General features: G+C 73.2%; 13 protein-coding genes and 1 pseudogene. 7 read left to right on the top strand and 7 right to left on the bottom strand.

Annotated features, from left to right (window positions below; translation table 11 throughout):
• Positions 1 to 3: 3 nt before the first annotated feature.
• Together AB0I82_RS09915 and AB0I82_RS09910 are read right to left on the bottom strand one after the other, a co-directional pair.
• Positions 4 to 1,188, bottom strand: a complete 1,185-nt coding sequence (locus AB0I82_RS09915; RefSeq protein ID WP_363256637.1) for a glycosyltransferase family 4 protein — start codon at positions 1,186 to 1,188, stop codon at positions 4 to 6.
• Positions 1,189 to 1,294: 106 nt separating this feature from the next.
• Positions 1,295 to 2,329 (bottom strand): DUF3068 domain-containing protein, encoded by a 1,035-nt coding sequence (locus AB0I82_RS09910; RefSeq protein WP_363256635.1) that lies wholly within the window; start codon positions 2,327 to 2,329, stop codon positions 1,295 to 1,297.
• A gap of 270 nt (positions 2,330 to 2,599) precedes the next feature.
• On the opposite strand from AB0I82_RS09910, the gene AB0I82_RS09905 reads away from it, so the two are divergent.
• Positions 2,600 to 2,746, top strand: coding sequence for a hypothetical protein (locus AB0I82_RS09905; RefSeq protein WP_363256634.1), 147 nt, complete (start codon positions 2,600 to 2,602; stop codon positions 2,744 to 2,746).
• Positions 2,747 to 2,827: 81 nt separating this feature from the next.
• On the opposite strand, the gene AB0I82_RS09900 is transcribed toward AB0I82_RS09905, so the two are convergent.
• Together AB0I82_RS09900 and AB0I82_RS09895 are read right to left on the bottom strand one after the other, a co-directional pair.
• Complete coding sequence (locus tag AB0I82_RS09900; protein ID WP_363256633.1) at positions 2,828 to 3,451, bottom strand: disulfide bond formation protein DsbA; 624 nt, start codon at positions 3,449 to 3,451, stop codon at positions 2,828 to 2,830.
• A 41-nt stretch (positions 3,452 to 3,492) separates the two neighbouring features.
• Positions 3,493 to 3,975, bottom strand: a complete 483-nt coding sequence (locus tag AB0I82_RS09895) for a MarR family transcriptional regulator (RefSeq protein ID WP_363256632.1) — start codon at positions 3,973 to 3,975, stop codon at positions 3,493 to 3,495.
• 96 nt (positions 3,976 to 4,071) lie between these two features.
• Between AB0I82_RS09895 and AB0I82_RS09890 the strand changes: the two genes are divergently transcribed.
• The 6 genes and pseudogenes from AB0I82_RS09890 (at position 4,072) to rbsK (ending at position 11,865) form a co-directional block, all read left to right on the top strand.
• Complete coding sequence (locus AB0I82_RS09890; RefSeq protein WP_363256631.1) at positions 4,072 to 5,091, top strand: NADP-dependent oxidoreductase; 1,020 nt, start codon at positions 4,072 to 4,074, stop codon at positions 5,089 to 5,091.
• Positions 5,092 to 5,261: 170 nt separating this feature from the next.
• Positions 5,262 to 5,690: an organic hydroperoxide resistance protein gene (locus AB0I82_RS09885; RefSeq protein ID WP_363256630.1), complete on the top strand. Its 429-nt coding sequence runs from the start codon at positions 5,262 to 5,264 to the stop codon at positions 5,688 to 5,690.
• Between the two features lie 320 nt (positions 5,691 to 6,010).
• The gene (locus tag AB0I82_RS09880) at positions 6,011 to 7,243 is read left to right on the top strand and encodes a substrate-binding domain-containing protein (RefSeq protein ID WP_363256629.1); all 1,233 of its coding nucleotides are present in this window, start codon (positions 6,011 to 6,013) and stop codon (positions 7,241 to 7,243) included.
• Positions 7,240 to 8,874 (top strand): sugar ABC transporter ATP-binding protein, encoded by a 1,635-nt coding sequence (locus AB0I82_RS09875; RefSeq protein ID WP_363256628.1) that lies wholly within the window; start codon positions 7,240 to 7,242, stop codon positions 8,872 to 8,874. Before AB0I82_RS09880 ends, AB0I82_RS09875 begins: the two co-directional genes overlap by 4 nt.
• A 28-nt stretch (positions 8,875 to 8,902) precedes the next feature.
• Positions 8,903 to 10,797: pseudogene (locus AB0I82_RS09870) on the top strand (substrate-binding domain-containing protein).
• A 120-nt stretch (positions 10,798 to 10,917) separates the two neighbouring features.
• Positions 10,918 to 11,865 (top strand): ribokinase, encoded by a 948-nt coding sequence (gene rbsK, locus AB0I82_RS09865; protein ID WP_363256627.1) that lies wholly within the window; start codon positions 10,918 to 10,920, stop codon positions 11,863 to 11,865.
• On the opposite strand, the gene AB0I82_RS09860 is transcribed toward rbsK, so the two are convergent.
• From AB0I82_RS09860 to AB0I82_RS09850, 3 genes are all read right to left on the bottom strand, one after another.
• Complete coding sequence (locus tag AB0I82_RS09860) at positions 11,807 to 13,216, bottom strand: nitrilase-related carbon-nitrogen hydrolase (RefSeq protein ID WP_363256626.1); 1,410 nt, start codon at positions 13,214 to 13,216, stop codon at positions 11,807 to 11,809. The two genes, rbsK and AB0I82_RS09860, sit on opposite strands and share 59 nt — an antisense overlap.
• Before the next feature lie 7 nt (positions 13,217 to 13,223).
• A complete protein-coding gene (locus tag AB0I82_RS09855; RefSeq protein ID WP_363256625.1) occupies positions 13,224 to 14,522 on the bottom strand; it encodes a pyroglutamyl peptidase in 1,299 nt (432 codons plus the stop codon).
• A gap of 125 nt (positions 14,523 to 14,647) precedes the next feature.
• A complete protein-coding gene (locus AB0I82_RS09850) occupies positions 14,648 to 15,694 on the bottom strand; it encodes an aldose epimerase family protein (protein ID WP_363256623.1) in 1,047 nt (348 codons plus the stop codon).
• Positions 15,695 to 15,735: the final 41 nt, after the last annotated feature.

Genomic DNA, 15,735 nt, shown 5'->3' with positions numbered 1-15,735 from the left:
GCTTCACCGCCCCCGTGCCGTGTACGCGGCCTCCGCGGCCACCGCGCGGAAGCTGCTGACCGTGGCGCTCCACCGGAAGCGCGCGGCGCGCAACTCGGCCGCGCGGCCCAGCGCGTGGCGGCGCTCCGGGCTGAAGGCGAGCGCGCACCAGTGGGCGGCGAACGCGCTCTCCCCCTGTGCGAGCAGCCCCGTCACCCCGTCCTGTACGGAGTCGCGCAGGCCCGGTATGTCGAAGCCGACGGCCGGAGTGCGCCGGGCCGCGGCCTCCATGACCACCAGGCCCCACCCCTCGACCAGTGAGGGGTGCAGCAGCAGCCAGGAGCGGCAGAGCAGCTCGTGCTTCTCCCGCTCGCTGACGCGGCCCGTGAAGCGGACGTCGGGGCCCGCCAGGGCCTCCAGGCGGCGCCGCTCGGGCCCGTCCCCGACGATGACCAGGCGGCCGCCGGTGACCGGCCGTACCCGCTCCCACAGCCGCAGGAGCAGGCCGATCCGCTTGTACTCGACGAGTCTGCCCATGGCCAGGAACAGCGGTTCGGGGGACTTCGGGAGCAGCGGATCCGGCTGCTCGACGCCGTTGTGGACCAGCCGGACGCGGTCCCGCGGCACACCGAGACCGTGCAGCGCCTCGGCGGTCGACCCGGACACCGCGACCATCAGGTTGCCGCGGTGGGTGCCGGCCAGCGCCCAACGCTCCAGGCGGCGGCCCAGGAAGGCGGCGGGGGCCGGGCAGCGCAGCCCCCACAGGTCGGTGTGGACGTGGTTGACCAGACAGAGGGTTGGGCCGCTGTGCCACAGGGGCGCCAGGTACGGCATTCCGTTGCAGACCTCCACCAGCAGGTCGCAGCCGCCGATTCGGCGGGCGAACCGGCCGCGGGCACGCAGGAAGTGGCTCGCGTCGCCGCCCGCCGAGACCACCCGGTAGCTGCGATGCGCGGCCGGTCCGCCGCACAGCAGGGTGACCTGGTGGCCCAGGGCGGTGAGCCCGTCGGCGAGGCGGTCGACGAGCAGTTCGGAGCCGCCCGCCGCGGGGTTGCCGAGGTCCCGGCGGGCGAGGAAGACGATGCGGCGTGGAAAGGGCTGTGGCGCTGTCTGAGGCGTTCTGCGGGCGTGCGGGCGCAGCGGCTCGTGCCAGGGGCGTACGGGCTCCAGAGCCGGGGCGTGCGGCAGCGGTGGCACGTGCTGGGGCATCTGCGCTCCCACTCGTCTCGGGGTGCGGTACCCAGGGTGGGGGACGCACCGCGTACTGAGCCGCGCGGAACGAGCCGACCGGAAAGCGCCGGTGGCCCGAGCGCGGTCAGTGTGCGCCGCGTCCCTCATCGGGGCCGGACGCCGGAGCGACGAACTCCGGCTCCGTGCCTTCGGGTTCGCCGGCACGAGGGGCGGCCTCCGGCCGCGGCCGTCGCCCGATGGCGACCAGTACCGCGCCCGCCAGGGCCAGTACGCCGCCCGCTCGTGCCGCCCACAGAGGAACCGTCTCACCGGCCAGCTCCCGCTTCGTGGCGTCCGCTTCCGCCAGGGCCGCCTGGGCCCGGCGGGTGGCGGGCGTGTAGCGCAGCCGGTGGCCGTCCAGCAGCGTGACCACGTCCCGCTGCCCGCCGGGCGGCCGCAGCGTCCTGCGCGGCGAGGTCACCGCGTCGATGATCCGGCCGCTCAACGGGTCGACGACCAGCTGGATCCCGGCGTTGGCGTACCACTCCTCGGCCTGGATCTGCGGCTGCCGCGGCCGGTCCACGAACCTGCCCGGCACCTGGCGGGTACCGGTCCTGGCCGCCGGCACCGAGCCGGTGAAGACATAGCCCCGGTACCCCGCCACCCGCCGCGTTCCGGTGTACCGGAGCGGCACCGCCTCCCGGAGCGTGTCGTCCCACCACCGGTAGGTGCGCCGCTGCACATCGAAGGGGAACTTCAGGTACGCCTCGCCCTCGTAGCGCGTCGGGGACTCGGCACAGCAGTGCACCGGCGCGTTCGTCCGCCGGTCGGTCACCCAGCGTCCGGTGGTCCACAGGAGCGCCTTGCGCGGGTCCTTCAGGCGCAGCGTCCGCGGCGTATCGATGGTCGTGGACACGTCCCAGACGGCCCGCCCGGTGCGCTCGCTGTCCACCACGTCACCGAGCACGTGCCGGGTGATCGTGAGACGGCCCTTTCTGGTCTCCAGGTCCTCGGTCTCGAAGTAGCGCCCGGTGCCGGTGAGCACCGTGGTGACGTCGACGTCCACGGGGGTCCGCTTCGCCCGCGGTTCGACGTACCAGGTCAGCATTGCCGCCAGGACCAGCAGGAACACGCCGCTGCCGAGCAGGGCCAGGGACAGGGGTGAGGCAGTCTTCCGCATACGGGCACTCCTGTGGCGCGGGCACGGGGCACTCCCTGGGAGCCCGTGTCGGGCTCCGAGCGGCACACCGTAGCGGCGGGCCCGCCGGGCCGGGCGCCGGTGCCCGGAGGTGGGCCGAACGGGCACGGAAGCGGGCCGAAACCGCACCGGCGGCCGTACTCGGCCCTGGGCCGAGCGCAGTAGACGCGCCTTGACACCCCGTCAGCGCCCGCCGAGACTCTGGGCGCCGCACCTGGCGGCGAGGTACCACGACGAAGGGTTCGCCGCGCCATGCCACGACTGCTCGCCGCCGCCCTGACCTGCCTGGCCGCCGCCGCGCTGGCCGTCGGCGCGGGCCTGGGCGCCGTCGCGGCGCTGGACGCCACCCCGGAGCAGCCGAACGTTCCGCTGGTCACCTTCGAACGGACCGGCGGGTAGGCGGGCGCCACCGCCCGGTGCGGGGCGCCGCGCCTACGGGGCCGGCCGTCGCGCCTACGGGGCCGGCCTCGCGCCGTACGGTCAGCTGAAGTCCAGCTCCCCGGTACGGGTGCGCTTCAGCTCGAAGAACTTGTCGTAACCGGCGAGCAGGCGGGCGCCGTCGAAGACCCGTACCGCCTCCTCGCCGCGCGGGATCGCGGACAGTACGGGGCCGAAGAAGGCCACGCCGTCGATGTGGATCGTGGGCGTGCCGACCTCGTAGCCGACCGGGTCCATGCCTTCGTGGTGGCTCGCGCGCAGCGCCTTGTCGTACGCCGTGCTGCGGGCCGCCTCGGCCAGCTCGGCGGGGAGCCCCACCTCGGCCAGCGCCTCCGCGATCACGGCGTCTATCTCCTCGCCGCGGCCCTCGTTGTGGATGCGCGTGCCGAGCGCGGTGTAAAGGTCGCGCAGTATCTCCTCGCCGCGCTGCTGGGCCGCGGCGATGCAGACGCGGACCGGGCCCCAGCCCCGTTCGAGCAGCTCTTTGTACTGCTCGGGGAGGTCCTCGCGGTCTTCGTTCAGGACGGACAGGCTCATGACCCGGAAGCGCAGGTCCAGGTCGCGGTGGCGCTCCACTTCGAGGATCCAGCGGGAGGAGATCCAGGCGAAGGGGCAGAGCGGGTCGAAGTAGAAATCGACGGCGGGGCGGCTGTTTTCGGTACTCATGGCCTCACCGTAGAGGCGCGGCGCCCTCTACGGGGCCGGTATCAGCGGCCTCCGGGGTCGGTGTCAGCGGCACCGGCCGGGTCCTCCGTGCCGTCGTCGGCGTCCATCCCCAGCATCCGCCGCAGCAGCTCCTTGAGCACCGTCCGCTCGGCGAACGTCAGCCCGCCCAGCGGCTCGCGCGCGAAGCCGAGCGCGGCCCGCAGCTCCTCCGCCGTGCTCCGGCCCTCTTCGGTCGGCGCGGCGAGCTTCACGCGGCGGTCGGCCGGGTCGGGGCGGCGCTCGACCAGGCCGCGGGACTCCAGGCGGTCCACGATCCCCGTGACGTTCGACGGCTCGCACTTCAGGCGCTGCGCGATGCGGCGCATGGGCAGCGGCTCGCTCGCGAGGAGGCCCAGCACCCGGGCCTGGGCACCCGTGAGTGCGTGCTCGGCGGCCGCGTGCTCGTACTCCTCGTGGTAACGGGCGACGACGGTGCCGATCAGTTCCACGACCTCGAGGGTCAACGGGTCGGTGCGAGGCGTCATACAGAAGAGGATACCGCGTTGCTTGACAACCTGAAATATTGAGGAGCATGGTTGTTTCAGTACATGAAACATCTGCCGCATCAGGAGGCTCCGGGCATGTCTGCACTCCCCACGACCGGCCGCGAATGGCACCTCGTCGCCCGCCCGCAGGGCTGGCCGACCCCGGCCGACTTCGCCCTGCGCGAGGCGCCGGTCGCCGAGCCCGGCGAGGGCCAGGTCCTGGTCCGCAACATCCACTTCTCCGTCGACCCGTACATGCGCGGCCGCATGAGCACGGCGAAGTCCTACGTCGAGCCGTTCGAGCTGGACAAGCCCATGCAGGGCGGCGCGGTCGGCGAGGTCATCGCCTCCAACGCCGAGGGCTTCGAGGCGGGCGACCACGTCCTGCACTTCCTCGGCTGGCGCGAGTACGCGACGGTCAACGCCAAGTCCGCGGTGAAGGTGGACGCCGAAACCGCCCCGCTGAGCACCTACCTCGGCGTGCTCGGCATGCCGGGCCTGACCGCCTACGCCGGTCTGCTGCGGGTCGCCGACTTCAAGGAGGGAGACGCCGTCTTCGTCTCCGGCGCGGCGGGCGCGGTCGGCGGCCAGGTCGGCCAGATCGCCAAGCTCAAGGGCGCGTCCCGGGTGATCGGCTCGGCCGGTTCGGACGAGAAGGTCAAGGTCCTCCTGGAGGAGTACGGCTTCGACGCGGCGTTCAACTACAAGAACGGCCCGGTGAAGGACCAGCTCAAGGAGGCCGCGCCCGACGGCATCGACGTCTACTTCGACAATGTCGGCGGGGACCACCTGGAGGCGGCCATCGCGACGCTGAATCTGCACGGCCGCATCGCCGTCTGCGGCATGATCTCCCAGTACAACGCGACCGAGCCGACCCCGGCCCCGCGCAATCTGGCCCAGATCATCGCCAAGCGCTTCCGCATGGAGGGCCTGCTCGTCGGCGATCACTACGACCTGCAGCCGCAGTTCGTCGAGGAGGTCTCGGCCTGGGTGCGGTCGGGCGAGCTCAAGTACCGCGAGACGTTCGTGGAGGGCATCGAGAACGGCGTCGAGGCGTTCCTGGGCCTGCTCCGCGGTGAGAACACCGGCAAGATGGTCGTCAGCCTGCCCGCCTGACGCGTCACGGCGGCGCGCCGCAGCCGCGGGAGAGCGCCGTCGCCCTACCGGCAGCCGAGAAATTCGTCAAGCCCCCTTGCTCGTGGCCCCCTTGTGGCCGCCCGTTAGGCTCGGGGCAAGCCGTCGCGATCGTGGGCGCGAGTCGCGGCGTACGTACAGGAGGAATCCGTATGTCCATCCAGCCCGTCGACGTCGTCTACACCGCTGTCGCCACGGCGGAGAACGGCCGTGACGGCCGTGTCGCCTCCGACGACGGCAAGCTCGATGTCGTCGTCAACCCGCCCAAGGAGCAGGGCGGCAGCGGCGCCGGCACCAACCCCGAGCAGCTCTTCGCCGCCGGGTACAGCGCCTGCTTCCAGGGCGCGCTGAGCGTCGTGGCCCGCCAGGAGAAGGCGGACGTCTCCGGCTCGCAGGTGACCGCCAAGGTCGGCATAGGCAAGACCCCGGCCGGCGGCTTCGGCCTCAAGGTCGAGATAGCGGCCTCGATCCCGAACGTCGACGCGGACACCGCGAAGGCGCTGGTCGAGAAGGCGCACCAGGTCTGCCCGTACTCGAACGCCACCCGCGGCAACATCGAGGTCACGCTGACCGTCGCCTGACCCGTGACGCGCGGCGCACGCGGCAAGAAGCGCCGCGCGCCGTAAGAAGGGCCGCACCCCGGTGGGGGTGCGGCCCTTCGCCGTCTGCGGCGGTCCCGCTCCCGCCTCTCACCTGCACCGTCAGCCGCGTCCACCGCCCACGGCGGCCATCGTCCCGGCCCTCGGTCCCGCCTCACCCCAGCCGCATGTGACGCAGCCGACACTTACGACACCTTGACGCCGCGCCCGTGTAATCGATTACGTAGCCCCACTGCAGCGCGAGTAATCGATTACACGCATTACCCGCGACCACCGGACGACAGCGTGAGGGCGAGGGCGCCATGGCGAACATCAAGGACGTGGCCGAGCGGGCCGGCGTCTCCGTGGCCACCGTTTCCCGCGTGCTCAACGGGCACTCGCCCGTCGCGGCCACCCGCGACCGCGTGCTCGCGGCCGTGGACGAGCTCGGCTACCGGCCCAACAACGTCGCCCGCGCCCTGCGCACCGCCCGTACCGGGGCGCTCGGGCTGCTCATCGGCGACCTCACCAACCCGTTCTTCACCGAACTCGCCGACGCCGTCGAGGACGAGGCCCGCAGCCTCGGCTACAGCCTGGTCATCGGCAACGCCGGCGAGAGCCCGCAGCAGCAGGACGACCACATCCGCACGCTGATCGACCGGCGGATCGACGGCCTGCTGGTCAGCTCGGCCGGCACCGGTTCGCCCGTACTGCGCGAGATCGCCGCGGCCGGCACCCCGCTGGTCCTGCTGGACCGCGCCGTCGACGGGCTCGACGTGCCCTGCGTACGGGCCGACGGCCGGGCGGCGCTGGCCGACCTCGCCGCGCACTTCGCCGCGCTCGGCCGCCGCCGCCCCGCGATCATCGTCGCGCCGGCCGGCACCCGTACCGGCGCGGACCGGCTGCGGTTCTTCCGGGAGGCGCTGCGCCCGTACGGCATCGAGCTGCCCGACGAGCGGGTCGGCTCCACGCCCGACCTCCAGCCCACCGGCGGCCGCCGGGTCATGCGCGGCTTCCTGGACCTCCCCGAGCCGCCGGACGCGGTGCTCGCCACGGACAACCTGATGGCGCTCGGCGCGATGGACGAAATCCGGGCGCGCGGCCTGCGCGTACCGGACGACGTGGCGCTGGTGGTCTACGACGACGTGCCGTGGTTCCGGCACACCGACCCGCCGCTGACCGCCATCGCGCAGCCCACCCGCGAGCTGGGCCGGGCCGCCGTGCACACGCTGCTGGAGCGGATCGAGGGCAGGCCGGCGGAGTCCGTACTGCTCCCGGCCCGCCTCGTACCGCGCCGCTCCTGCGGCGAACCGGCACCGGAGCAGGCGTCCCACGAGCCGGTACCGGCCCGCGCGCCCCACGAGCCGGCACCGGCGCACGCACCCCACGAGTCGGCACCGGCGCACGCACCCCGCGCGCCCGAACCGGCGGACGCCCCGCGCGCCACCGACGACCCCCGCACCACCCACGACAGCAACACCGAAGACACCCACGCCCACACCCACACCCACACCCACACCGAGGACGACACCCACAACGAGAGGGGCAGCGCATGACCGGCGTCAACGACGACGTGCCGGGCGACCTGCCGGGCGGCCGCGAACTGCTGCGCGTGGAGGGGGTGACGAAGTCGTTCCCCGGTGTGCGCGCCCTGGACGGCGTGGACATGAGCCTGCGCGCCGGCGAGGTGCACGTACTCCTCGGCGAGAACGGCGCGGGCAAGAGCACCCTGATCAAGATGCTCTCCGGCGCGCACCGCCCCGACGAAGGCCGCCTCCTGGCCGACGGCGGGCAGGACGGCTCGCACGACGGCCTCCACGAGGTGCACATCCGGTCCGCCCAGGACGCCGAACGGCTCGGCATCGCCACCATCTACCAGGAGTTCAACCTCGTCCCCGGCCTCACCGTCGCCGAGAACATCTTCCTCGGCCGGCAGCCGCGCACCGCGCTCGGCCTGGTCGACAAGAAGGCCATGCGGGCGCGCGCCGCCGAGCTGCTCAAGCGCGTACGGCTGGATGTCTCCCCGAACACTCCTGTCGCCGAACTGGGCATCGCCCGCCTACAGATGGTCGAAATCGCCAAGGCGCTGAGCCTGAAAGCGCGTGTTCTGATCATGGATGAGCCGACCGCCGTTCTCACCTCCGAGGAGGTGGAAACGCTCTTCGGGCTCGTCCGCGAGCTGCGCGAGTCCGGCGTCGGCATCATCTTCATCACCCACCACCTGGAGGAGATCGGCGCGCTCGGCGACCGGGTCACCGTGCTGCGCGACGGCCGGTCCGTCGACGAGGTGCCCGCGTCCACCGACGAGGACGAGCTGATCCGTCTCATGGTCGGCCGGGACATCGCCGAGCAGTACCCGCGGCAGCGCCCCGAGGAGCCGGGCGCGCCCCTGCTGCGGGTGCGCGGGCTGACCCGTAACGGGCCCAAGGGCCTGCCGGTGTTCCAGGACGTCGGCTTCGAGGTGCGGGCCGGGGAGGTCGTCGGCCTCGCGGGGCTGGTGGGCGCGGGCCGTACCGAGGTCGCCCGGGCGATCTTCGGCGTGGACGCGTACGACGCGGGCACGGTCGAGATCGACGGCAAGGAGCTGGCCCGCGGCGACGTCCGCGCCGCCATGCGTGCCGGGCTCGGCCTCGTACCCGAGGACCGCAAGGGCCAGGGCCTGGTCCTGGACGCGACCCTGCAGGACAACCTCACCCTTGCCCGGCTGGACCGCGACACCCGCGGCGGCCTGGTGGACCGCGGTGCGCAGCGGCGCGAAGCGGCCCGGGTGGCGGGGCAGTTGAAGGTACGGATGAGCGGGCTCGGGCAGAGCGCCCGCACCCTCTCCGGCGGCAACCAGCAGAAGATCGTCATCGGCAAGTGGCTGCTGACCGACACTCGGCTGCTGATTCTCGACGAGCCGACGCGCGGCATCGATGTCGGCGCGAAGGTCGAGATCTACCAGCTGATCAACGAACTGACGGCGTCCGGCCGGGCCGTCCTGATGATCTCCAGCGATCTGCCCGAGGTGCTCGGCATGAGCGACCGGGTGCTGGTGATGTCCCAGGGCCGGCTGGCCGGCGAGCTGCCGGCGGCCGAGGCCACCCAGGACGCGGTGATGGAACTGGCACTCCAGCCGGCCACCGACCCCACGGCCCACACGACGAACAATGACGAGAGCGCGATGGAGGGCTCCGATGTCCGCTGAGGTGAAGACGGGAGCCGCCGCCGAGGCGGTGGGTGAGGCACCGGACCGGGACGGCTTCGGGCCGTGGTTCTCCCGCGCGGTGCTGCGCAACGGGCCGCTGGGCGGCCTGATCGCGCTGGTCGTGGTGATGGCGGTGCTGTCCAAGGACTTCCTGAACGGGCAGAACCTCCTCAACGTCGGTGTCCAGGCGTCGGTCACCGCGATCCTGGCCTTCGGCGTCACCTTCGTGATCGTCTCGGCCGGCATCGACCTGTCCGTCGGCTCGGTCGCGGCCCTCTCGGCGACGGTGGTGGCCTGGGCGGCCACCACCGAGGGGCTGCCGGTGATCGTCGCCGTACTGCTCGGCCTCGTGGTCGGCGCCGCGGCGGGCCTGCTGTCCGGCGCGCTCGTCGCGTACGGCAAGCTGCCCGCCTTCATCGCCACGCTCGCGATGCTGTCCGTCGGCCGCGGCCTCGCGCTGGTGATCTCCGGCGGCTCGCCGATCGCGTTCCCCGCCTCGATCAGCAAGCTCGGCGACACGCTCGGCGGCTGGCTGCCGGTGCCCGTGCTCGTCATGATCGTGATGGGGCTGATCGCGGCGCTGATATTGGCCCGTACGTACACCGGGCGCGCGATGTTCGCCATCGGCGGCAACGAAGAGGCCGCCCGGCTCTCCGGTATCAACGTCAAGCAGCGCAAGCTCGTCATCTACGCGCTGTCCGGGCTGTTCGCCGCCGTCGCGGGCATCGTCCTTGCGGCCCGGCTCACCTCCGCGCAGCCGCAGGCCGCCACCGGTTACGAACTGGACGCCATCGCGGCCGTGGTCATCGGCGGCGCCAGCCTCTCCGGCGGCTCCGGCAAGGCGTCCGGCACGCTCATCGGCGCGCTGATCCTCGCGGTGCTGCGCAACGGCCTGAACCTGCTGAGCGTCTCGGCGTTCTGGCAGCAGGTCGCCACCGGTCTGGTCATCGCCCTCGCGGTCCTGCTGGACACGCTGCGGCGGCGGAGCGCGCGGTGAGGGCGCGGCGGATGCGTACGAGTGCCCTCACGGTGGCGGCTTCGGTACTGGCCGCCGTCGCCCTCAGTGGCTGCGACCGCGGCGGGAACACCGACCTCGGCCTCGCCCTGTCCACCATGAACAACCCGTTCTTCGTGGGCATCAAGGAAGGCGCGCAGGCCGAGGCGGAAGCCCGCGGACTGAAGATCAACATCACCGATGCGCAGAACGACCCCACTCAGCAGATCAATCAGCTGGAGACGTTCACCAGCCAGAACGTCAAGGCCGCGATCATCAACCCGGTCGACTCCGATGCCGCGGTACCGGCCGTCGGCGTCGCCAACCGCGCCGATGTCCCCGTCATCTCCCTGGACCGCGGGGTCAACGGCGGGAAGGTCGGCTCGACCATCGCCTCCGACAATGTCGCGGGCGGCCGGCTCGCCGCGAAGACGCTCGCCGAATCGCTCGGCGGCAAGGGCAAGGTGGCGTTCCTCGAAGGCCAGCCGGGCACCTCGGCGGCGCGTGAGCGCGGCCAGGGCTTCGAGGAGGGCATCAAGAAGTACCCCGGTATCCAGGTCGTCGCGCGGCAGCCCGCCGACTTCGACCGCACCAAGGGCATGGACGTGATGTCCAATATGCTCCAGGCGCACCGCGACATCGCCGGCGTCTTCGCCGCCAACGACGAGATGGCGCTCGGCGCGTCGAAGGCGCTGGGCGCGAAGTCGGGCAGGGCCGTGAAGGTCGTGGCCTTCGACGGCACGCCGGACGGGATCAAGGCGGTACGCAATGGCACGCTGACGGCGACCGTCGCGCAGCAGCCGAAGCTGCTCGGCAAGCAGGCCGTGGACTGGGCCCTGAAGGCCGCCCGGCACCAGCCGCTGCCGAAGCAGGTGAAGGTGCCGGTGGTACTGGTGACGGAGAAGAACGCGGCGCGGTACGACGGATGACCGCGGTGCGGTACGACGGATGACCGCGGTGCGGTACGAGGGATGACCGCGGTGCGGCAGCAGGACCCGGGCGGTGGCACACCGCCGCCCGGCAGTGAACGAAGAATGGAAACGGCGGACGTGCACGCACACAACGACGACCACAGCGAAGACACCGGCCACGGCTACGACTACGACGTGCTGGTGGTGGGCTCGGCCAATGCCGACCTGACGGTCCGGGTGGACCGGCGGCCGGACGCGGGCGAGACCGTGCTCGGTACGGACCTGGTCGAGTCGGCGGGCGGCAAGGGCGCCAACCAGGCGGCCGCCGCCGCCCGGCTCGGCGGCCGGGTGGCGCTGCTGGCGCGGATCGGCGGGGACGCGTACGGCGAGCTGCTGCTGAACGCCCAGCGCGCGGCCGGTACCGATGTACGGCATGTCATCGCCGATCCGGAGGCCCGCACCGGCACCGCGATGATCATCGTCGGCACGGACGGTGACAACAGCATCGTCGTCTCGCCCGGCGCCAACGCGGCGCTCACCCCGAAGGACGTCGCCGCGGCGCACGCGGTGATCGCGGGCGCCGCCGTGCTCTCCCTCCAGCTGGAGATCCCGATGGAGTCCGTGGCGGCCGCGGCCGCCACGGCGCGCGAGGCCGGCACCCGCGTCGTCCTCAACCCCTCCCCGGCGCCCGAGAGCCTCGCCTCCGAACTGCTCGCTGCCGCCGACCCGCTGGTCGTCAACGAGCACGAGGCACGGCGGCTCTCCGGCGCGGCGGACGGAGGCCCGGCGGACTGGGCCCGCGCGCTGCGCGACCTGGGCGCCCGCTCGGTCGTCGTCACGCTCGGCGGCGACGGCGCGTACGTCCTGGACGCGGACGGGGAAGCGGCCGTACCGGGCGTGAAGGTGAAGGCCGTGGACACCACGGGGGCGGGCGACGCCTTCACCGGCGCGCTTGCGGTTCGGCTGGCGCGGGGGGAGTCGTTGGCGGTGGCCGCGCGGTATGCGGTGCGGGTTGGTGCCGCCGCCGTCACCAAGGCTGGTGCGCAGCCGTCGTATCCGACGGAGGAGGAGCTGCCGGAGGGCTGACCTCCTTCGGGCCGTACCGGCAGTGCTCCGCGCCGGTCATCAGGGCCCAGTACCGGTCGCCGTACGACCAGTGCCACCACTCCGTGGGGTAGTTGACCAGGCCGGCTCCCTCCAGGGCCGCGCTCAGGACGCGGCGGTGGGCGCGGGCCTCGGCGGTGAGCCCCGGCGCGTGCGTGTAGCAGGCGCCGGCGCTCTCCTCGGGGCTCGCGTTGACCGGCGAGCCCATGTCGACCTCCGCGCCGTCGGCCGTGACGAGTTGTACGTCCACCGCGCCGCCCGCGCTGTGCGGGGCGATCTCCGGCGGCGAGACATACCGGCTGGCGGCGTCCCGTATGCGCGCGGGCGGCCACTCCGGATGCGCGGTCCGCAGCTCGGCGGCGTACTCCTCGAAGTACCGGCGCTGCAGGGCCGGCGGGCGGTACCCCTCCACCAGCTGCAGCCGTAGGCCGTCGGGCAGTGCCTTCTGGGCGCGCAGCAGCCGCTCCACCACGCCCGTACGCAGCTGCGCGAAGGCGCCCGGCGCGTCCTGCCGTGTCCCGGAGATCCGCAGCTCCGGCGCCGCCGTTCGCACGTCGAGCAGCGGCTCCCCGCACTCCATGACCGGCACGGCAGCCACCGCCGGGTTCGACATCAGCGTGATCCGCTCCCGGAGGTCGGCGAGCACGAGCCCGGCCTCGGCTCCCGCGTCGGCGATCCGGCCGGCCTCCGGCGACCACGCGCCGCTCAGCCCACAGCCGATGCCCGGGCTGCCCGGGCCGAGACAGTTGGCCAGCACCACATGCAGGCCGTGCTCCCGGGCGGCTGCGGCGTACCCCTCCGTCCGCTCCGCCGAGTCGTGGAACGCGCTCGCCAGCAGCACCCCGCAGCCGTCCGCCGCGGCCCGCTCCCACACCTCCGGGCGCGCGGTGTCGTAGCACGTGGCCAGCGCGATGCGGAGGCCGCCGAGCGTGCACCTGCCGTCCGTGCGGCCGGGTGTGAAGACCGCCTTCTCCTGGCCGTGCAGATGCCGCTTGTCGTAGCGGGTCAGCAGCGCGCCGTCCGGGCCGTAGACGTACGACGTGAGGGCCAGGCCGCCGTCCGGCGCCGGGGCCGGGCAGTTGACCACCGCGGCCGTGCCCGTCGCCCGGCAGGCCGCGACGACGGGCGCGAGGACCGGGGCGTCCGGTGCATACGCATACCGCTCCGGCGCTGCGGCTATCGCGTCCAGCTCGTACCCCGTCAGGGCCAGTTCGGCGAAGACGACGAGCCCGGCGCCGCGCTCCGCGGCCTCGGTGACCAGCCCGGCCATCCGCGCCGCGTTGGCGGCCGCGTCCAGCGGGACGGGGATGAACTGCGCTGCTGCGAGGATCATTTGCCCATCATGCACCCGGCCACTGACAACCGGCCGTCACCGCCGTCCGCACCAGCTCTCGCAGCTGGCCGACGATGGCCAGCCGGTTGCGGACGAAGGCCGGGTCGGTGACCGTGCCGGTCTTCGGGTCGGTGTTGCCGGAGCCGAATTCCAGTACCGGGGTGTGCAGATGGCCGCCCGGCAGCGACGGGGCCACCGCGTCCCGCAGCAGCGTCGCCCGGTAGGCGATCTCATTGGAGAGGTAGTCGCCGCCACCGCCCGCGCGGGCCGTGGAGCCCGGGGTCGGGCCGTCCGGGCGCTTCACCGGCTCGGTGCCGCCAGCCGGGATCTCGGTGACCTCGGTGTTGTCATGCACCGGGTACGGTCCGGTCGCGCCGCCGGCGAGCGCCTCGTACGGCAGCGTCGTGCGCGTCCACTGGGGCTGCGGCCGGACCGTCGGCACGTCGTCCGGGATCGGCACCGTCTCCGTACGCGACTCCCGCGCATTGTCCGGGTAGCCGCCGCGCCAGGCCCCGTTGGTGCGCTCCACATCGAAGCGGCCGGGGCGGCCCTGGCTGACGGTGGTGAAGAGGTCGACCTGGCGCGGTCCCGGGCGGAAGTGCGGCAGCAGGGTGCGTTCCACGGTTCCCGCGGCGAAGTCCGACCAGCGGACCGGGAAGACCGCCGTCTCGATCCGTACGGCCCGCCCCGAAGAGGTACGCAGCGTCGTCCCGTCCAGCGCGAGCGCCGACGCGCCCGACGGGTTGCTGCGCCGGGGATCGGCGTCCAGTTGGAACGGGTCGAAGCCCGTCACCAGGACGCGCGTGACGCCCCGCCCCGGAGGCAGCTCGATCGAGTCCTCGCCCCGGGACGCGCGTTCCAGCGCCCCGTACAGCACCGCGCGCCGCTCGGCCGACAACTCGAAGGACGGCTGCCATTCCCGCAGCGCCCGGGTCATCTCCAGCCGCGCCCAGTACAGCGGCCGGTCGTCGTCCCGGCTGAGCTCGCCGCCCATGGGGCCGCGCCCCTGGACACGGTCCACGGCGCGGTCCCACAGCGCCCGCCCGGCCCGTACGACGTACCGTTTCGCCGACCCCTCCGAGCGCGTCGCGGCAAGCCCCCGGGCGAATTCGGGCCCTACCTCGTCGAAACCGCTGCGCCGCAGGATCTCCCGCGGCGCGGCGAGCCCAAGGCGTCCCTCCTCGACCGCGACGGGTGACGGGGCGTCGGTCCCCTCCTGGGCGGCCGCCGGTGCGGTCAGGGCGAGGGGAAGCGCGGCCGTCAGCGCGGTCCCCAGGGCGATGAGCCTGGTACGTATGCGTCTCATGGGGCGAGTAAAGCGGGAGGGGCGCAGGTGTCGGTAGAGGGCAACCGCCGGCCCTCCGGGCACGGCCGGCCGCACCCGAAGCGGGTGGCGCCCCCGAAGCGGGTGGCCGCCCCCGTAGGCGCCGCCTACTCCACCCCGAATCCCCACACCGTCCGCGACCGGAACACCCGCCCCGGCCGCAGCACCGTAGAGGGGAAGTCCGGCCGGTTCGGGGAGTCGGGGAAGTGCTGGGTCTCCAGGGCGATTCCGCCGCCCGCCAGGAGGGGGCGGCCCGTGCTGCCCGTAAGCGAGCCGTCCAAGTGCTCGGCCGTGTAGAGCTGTACGCCCGGTTCGGTGGTCGACAGGCGCAGGACGCGGCCCGAGGCGGGGTCGCTCAGCTCGGCCACCGGGCGCGGCTCCGGGGCCCGGTCCTCGGGGCCGCCGAGCGTCCCGGAGCCGTCGCCGATCACGAAGGTGTGGTCGTACCCGCGCCCTACGGTGCGGCGCGCCCGGAAGTCGAAGCGGGTGCCGGCGACGGGGGCCGGGGCACCGGCCGGGATGCCGGTCACGTCGACCGGGAGGTAGTGGTCGGCGGCCATCCGCAGCCGGTGGGTCTCCGCGCTGCCGCTGCCGTCGCCGCTGAGGTCGAAGTACGTGTGGTTGGTGAGGTTGAGGACGGTCGGCGCGTCCGTGGTGGCGAGGTAGTCGCAGGCCAGCTCGCCGGCCGGGGAGAGGGTGTACCGGACGCGGACGTCCAGCGCCCCGGGGAAGCCCTCCTCGCCGTCCCTACTGGTGCGCCGCAGCTCCACCCCTCCTGGGCACGGCGCGGCGTCCCACAGGGCCGTGGAGAAGTTCGCGACGCCACCGTGCAGGCAGTTCGGGCCGTCATTGGCGGGCAGCGCGTACCGCCGGCCCTCAAGGGTGAACGCGGCGCCCCCGATACGGCCCGCGTACCGGCCGACCAGCGCCCCGAAGTACGACTCGCCGTGCGCCTCGTACCCGGCCGCGTCCGGGAGGCCGAGCGCGATCTCGCCGCGGGCGCCGTGCCGGTCGGGTGTCTCGATGCTCTGCACGATGCCGCCGTACGTCAGGATCCGTACCCGGACTGCGCCTGCTTCGAGTGTCCAGCGGTGGACGATACTGCCGTTTTTCAAGGTGCCGAAGGGCTCTTCGGCGACGTGGGTCGCGCTCATGGCGGCGAGCCTATGCCCGCGCGTCCCGAAGACGGTGCGCG

Source organism: Streptomyces sp. NPDC050315 (assembly GCF_040655775.1).
In the GTDB taxonomy this organism is placed as follows: domain Bacteria; phylum Actinomycetota; class Actinomycetes; order Streptomycetales; family Streptomycetaceae; genus Streptomyces.
This window is presented reverse-complemented; position numbering and strand designations above follow the sequence as displayed.

Excerpts from the sequence above, each read along its gene's own strand:
- AB0I82_RS09890 (WP_363256631.1), top strand. The coding sequence starts at position 4,072 with ATGTCTGCACTCCCCACGACCGGCCGCGAATGGCACCTCGTCGCCCGC.
- AB0I82_RS09915 (WP_363256637.1), bottom strand. The coding sequence starts at position 1,188 with ATGCCCCAGCACGTGCCACCGCTGCCGCACGCCCCGGCTCTGGAGCCC.
- AB0I82_RS09880 (WP_363256629.1), top strand. The coding sequence starts at position 6,011 with ATGGCGAACATCAAGGACGTGGCCGAGCGGGCCGGCGTCTCCGTGGCC.
- AB0I82_RS09885 (WP_363256630.1), top strand. The coding sequence starts at position 5,262 with ATGTCCATCCAGCCCGTCGACGTCGTCTACACCGCTGTCGCCACGGCG.
- AB0I82_RS09895 (WP_363256632.1), bottom strand. The coding sequence starts at position 3,975 with ATGACGCCTCGCACCGACCCGTTGACCCTCGAGGTCGTGGAACTGATC.
- AB0I82_RS09850 (WP_363256623.1), bottom strand. The coding sequence starts at position 15,694 with ATGAGCGCGACCCACGTCGCCGAAGAGCCCTTCGGCACCTTGAAAAAC.
- AB0I82_RS09855 (WP_363256625.1), bottom strand. The coding sequence starts at position 14,522 with ATGAGACGCATACGTACCAGGCTCATCGCCCTGGGGACCGCGCTGACG.
- AB0I82_RS09910 (WP_363256635.1), bottom strand. The coding sequence starts at position 2,329 with ATGCGGAAGACTGCCTCACCCCTGTCCCTGGCCCTGCTCGGCAGCGGC.
- AB0I82_RS09860 (WP_363256626.1), bottom strand. The coding sequence starts at position 13,216 with ATGATCCTCGCAGCAGCGCAGTTCATCCCCGTCCCGCTGGACGCGGCC.
- AB0I82_RS09900 (WP_363256633.1), bottom strand. The coding sequence starts at position 3,451 with ATGAGTACCGAAAACAGCCGCCCCGCCGTCGATTTCTACTTCGACCCG.
- AB0I82_RS09875 (WP_363256628.1), top strand. The coding sequence starts at position 7,240 with ATGACCGGCGTCAACGACGACGTGCCGGGCGACCTGCCGGGCGGCCGC.
- AB0I82_RS09905 (WP_363256634.1), top strand. The coding sequence starts at position 2,600 with ATGCCACGACTGCTCGCCGCCGCCCTGACCTGCCTGGCCGCCGCCGCG.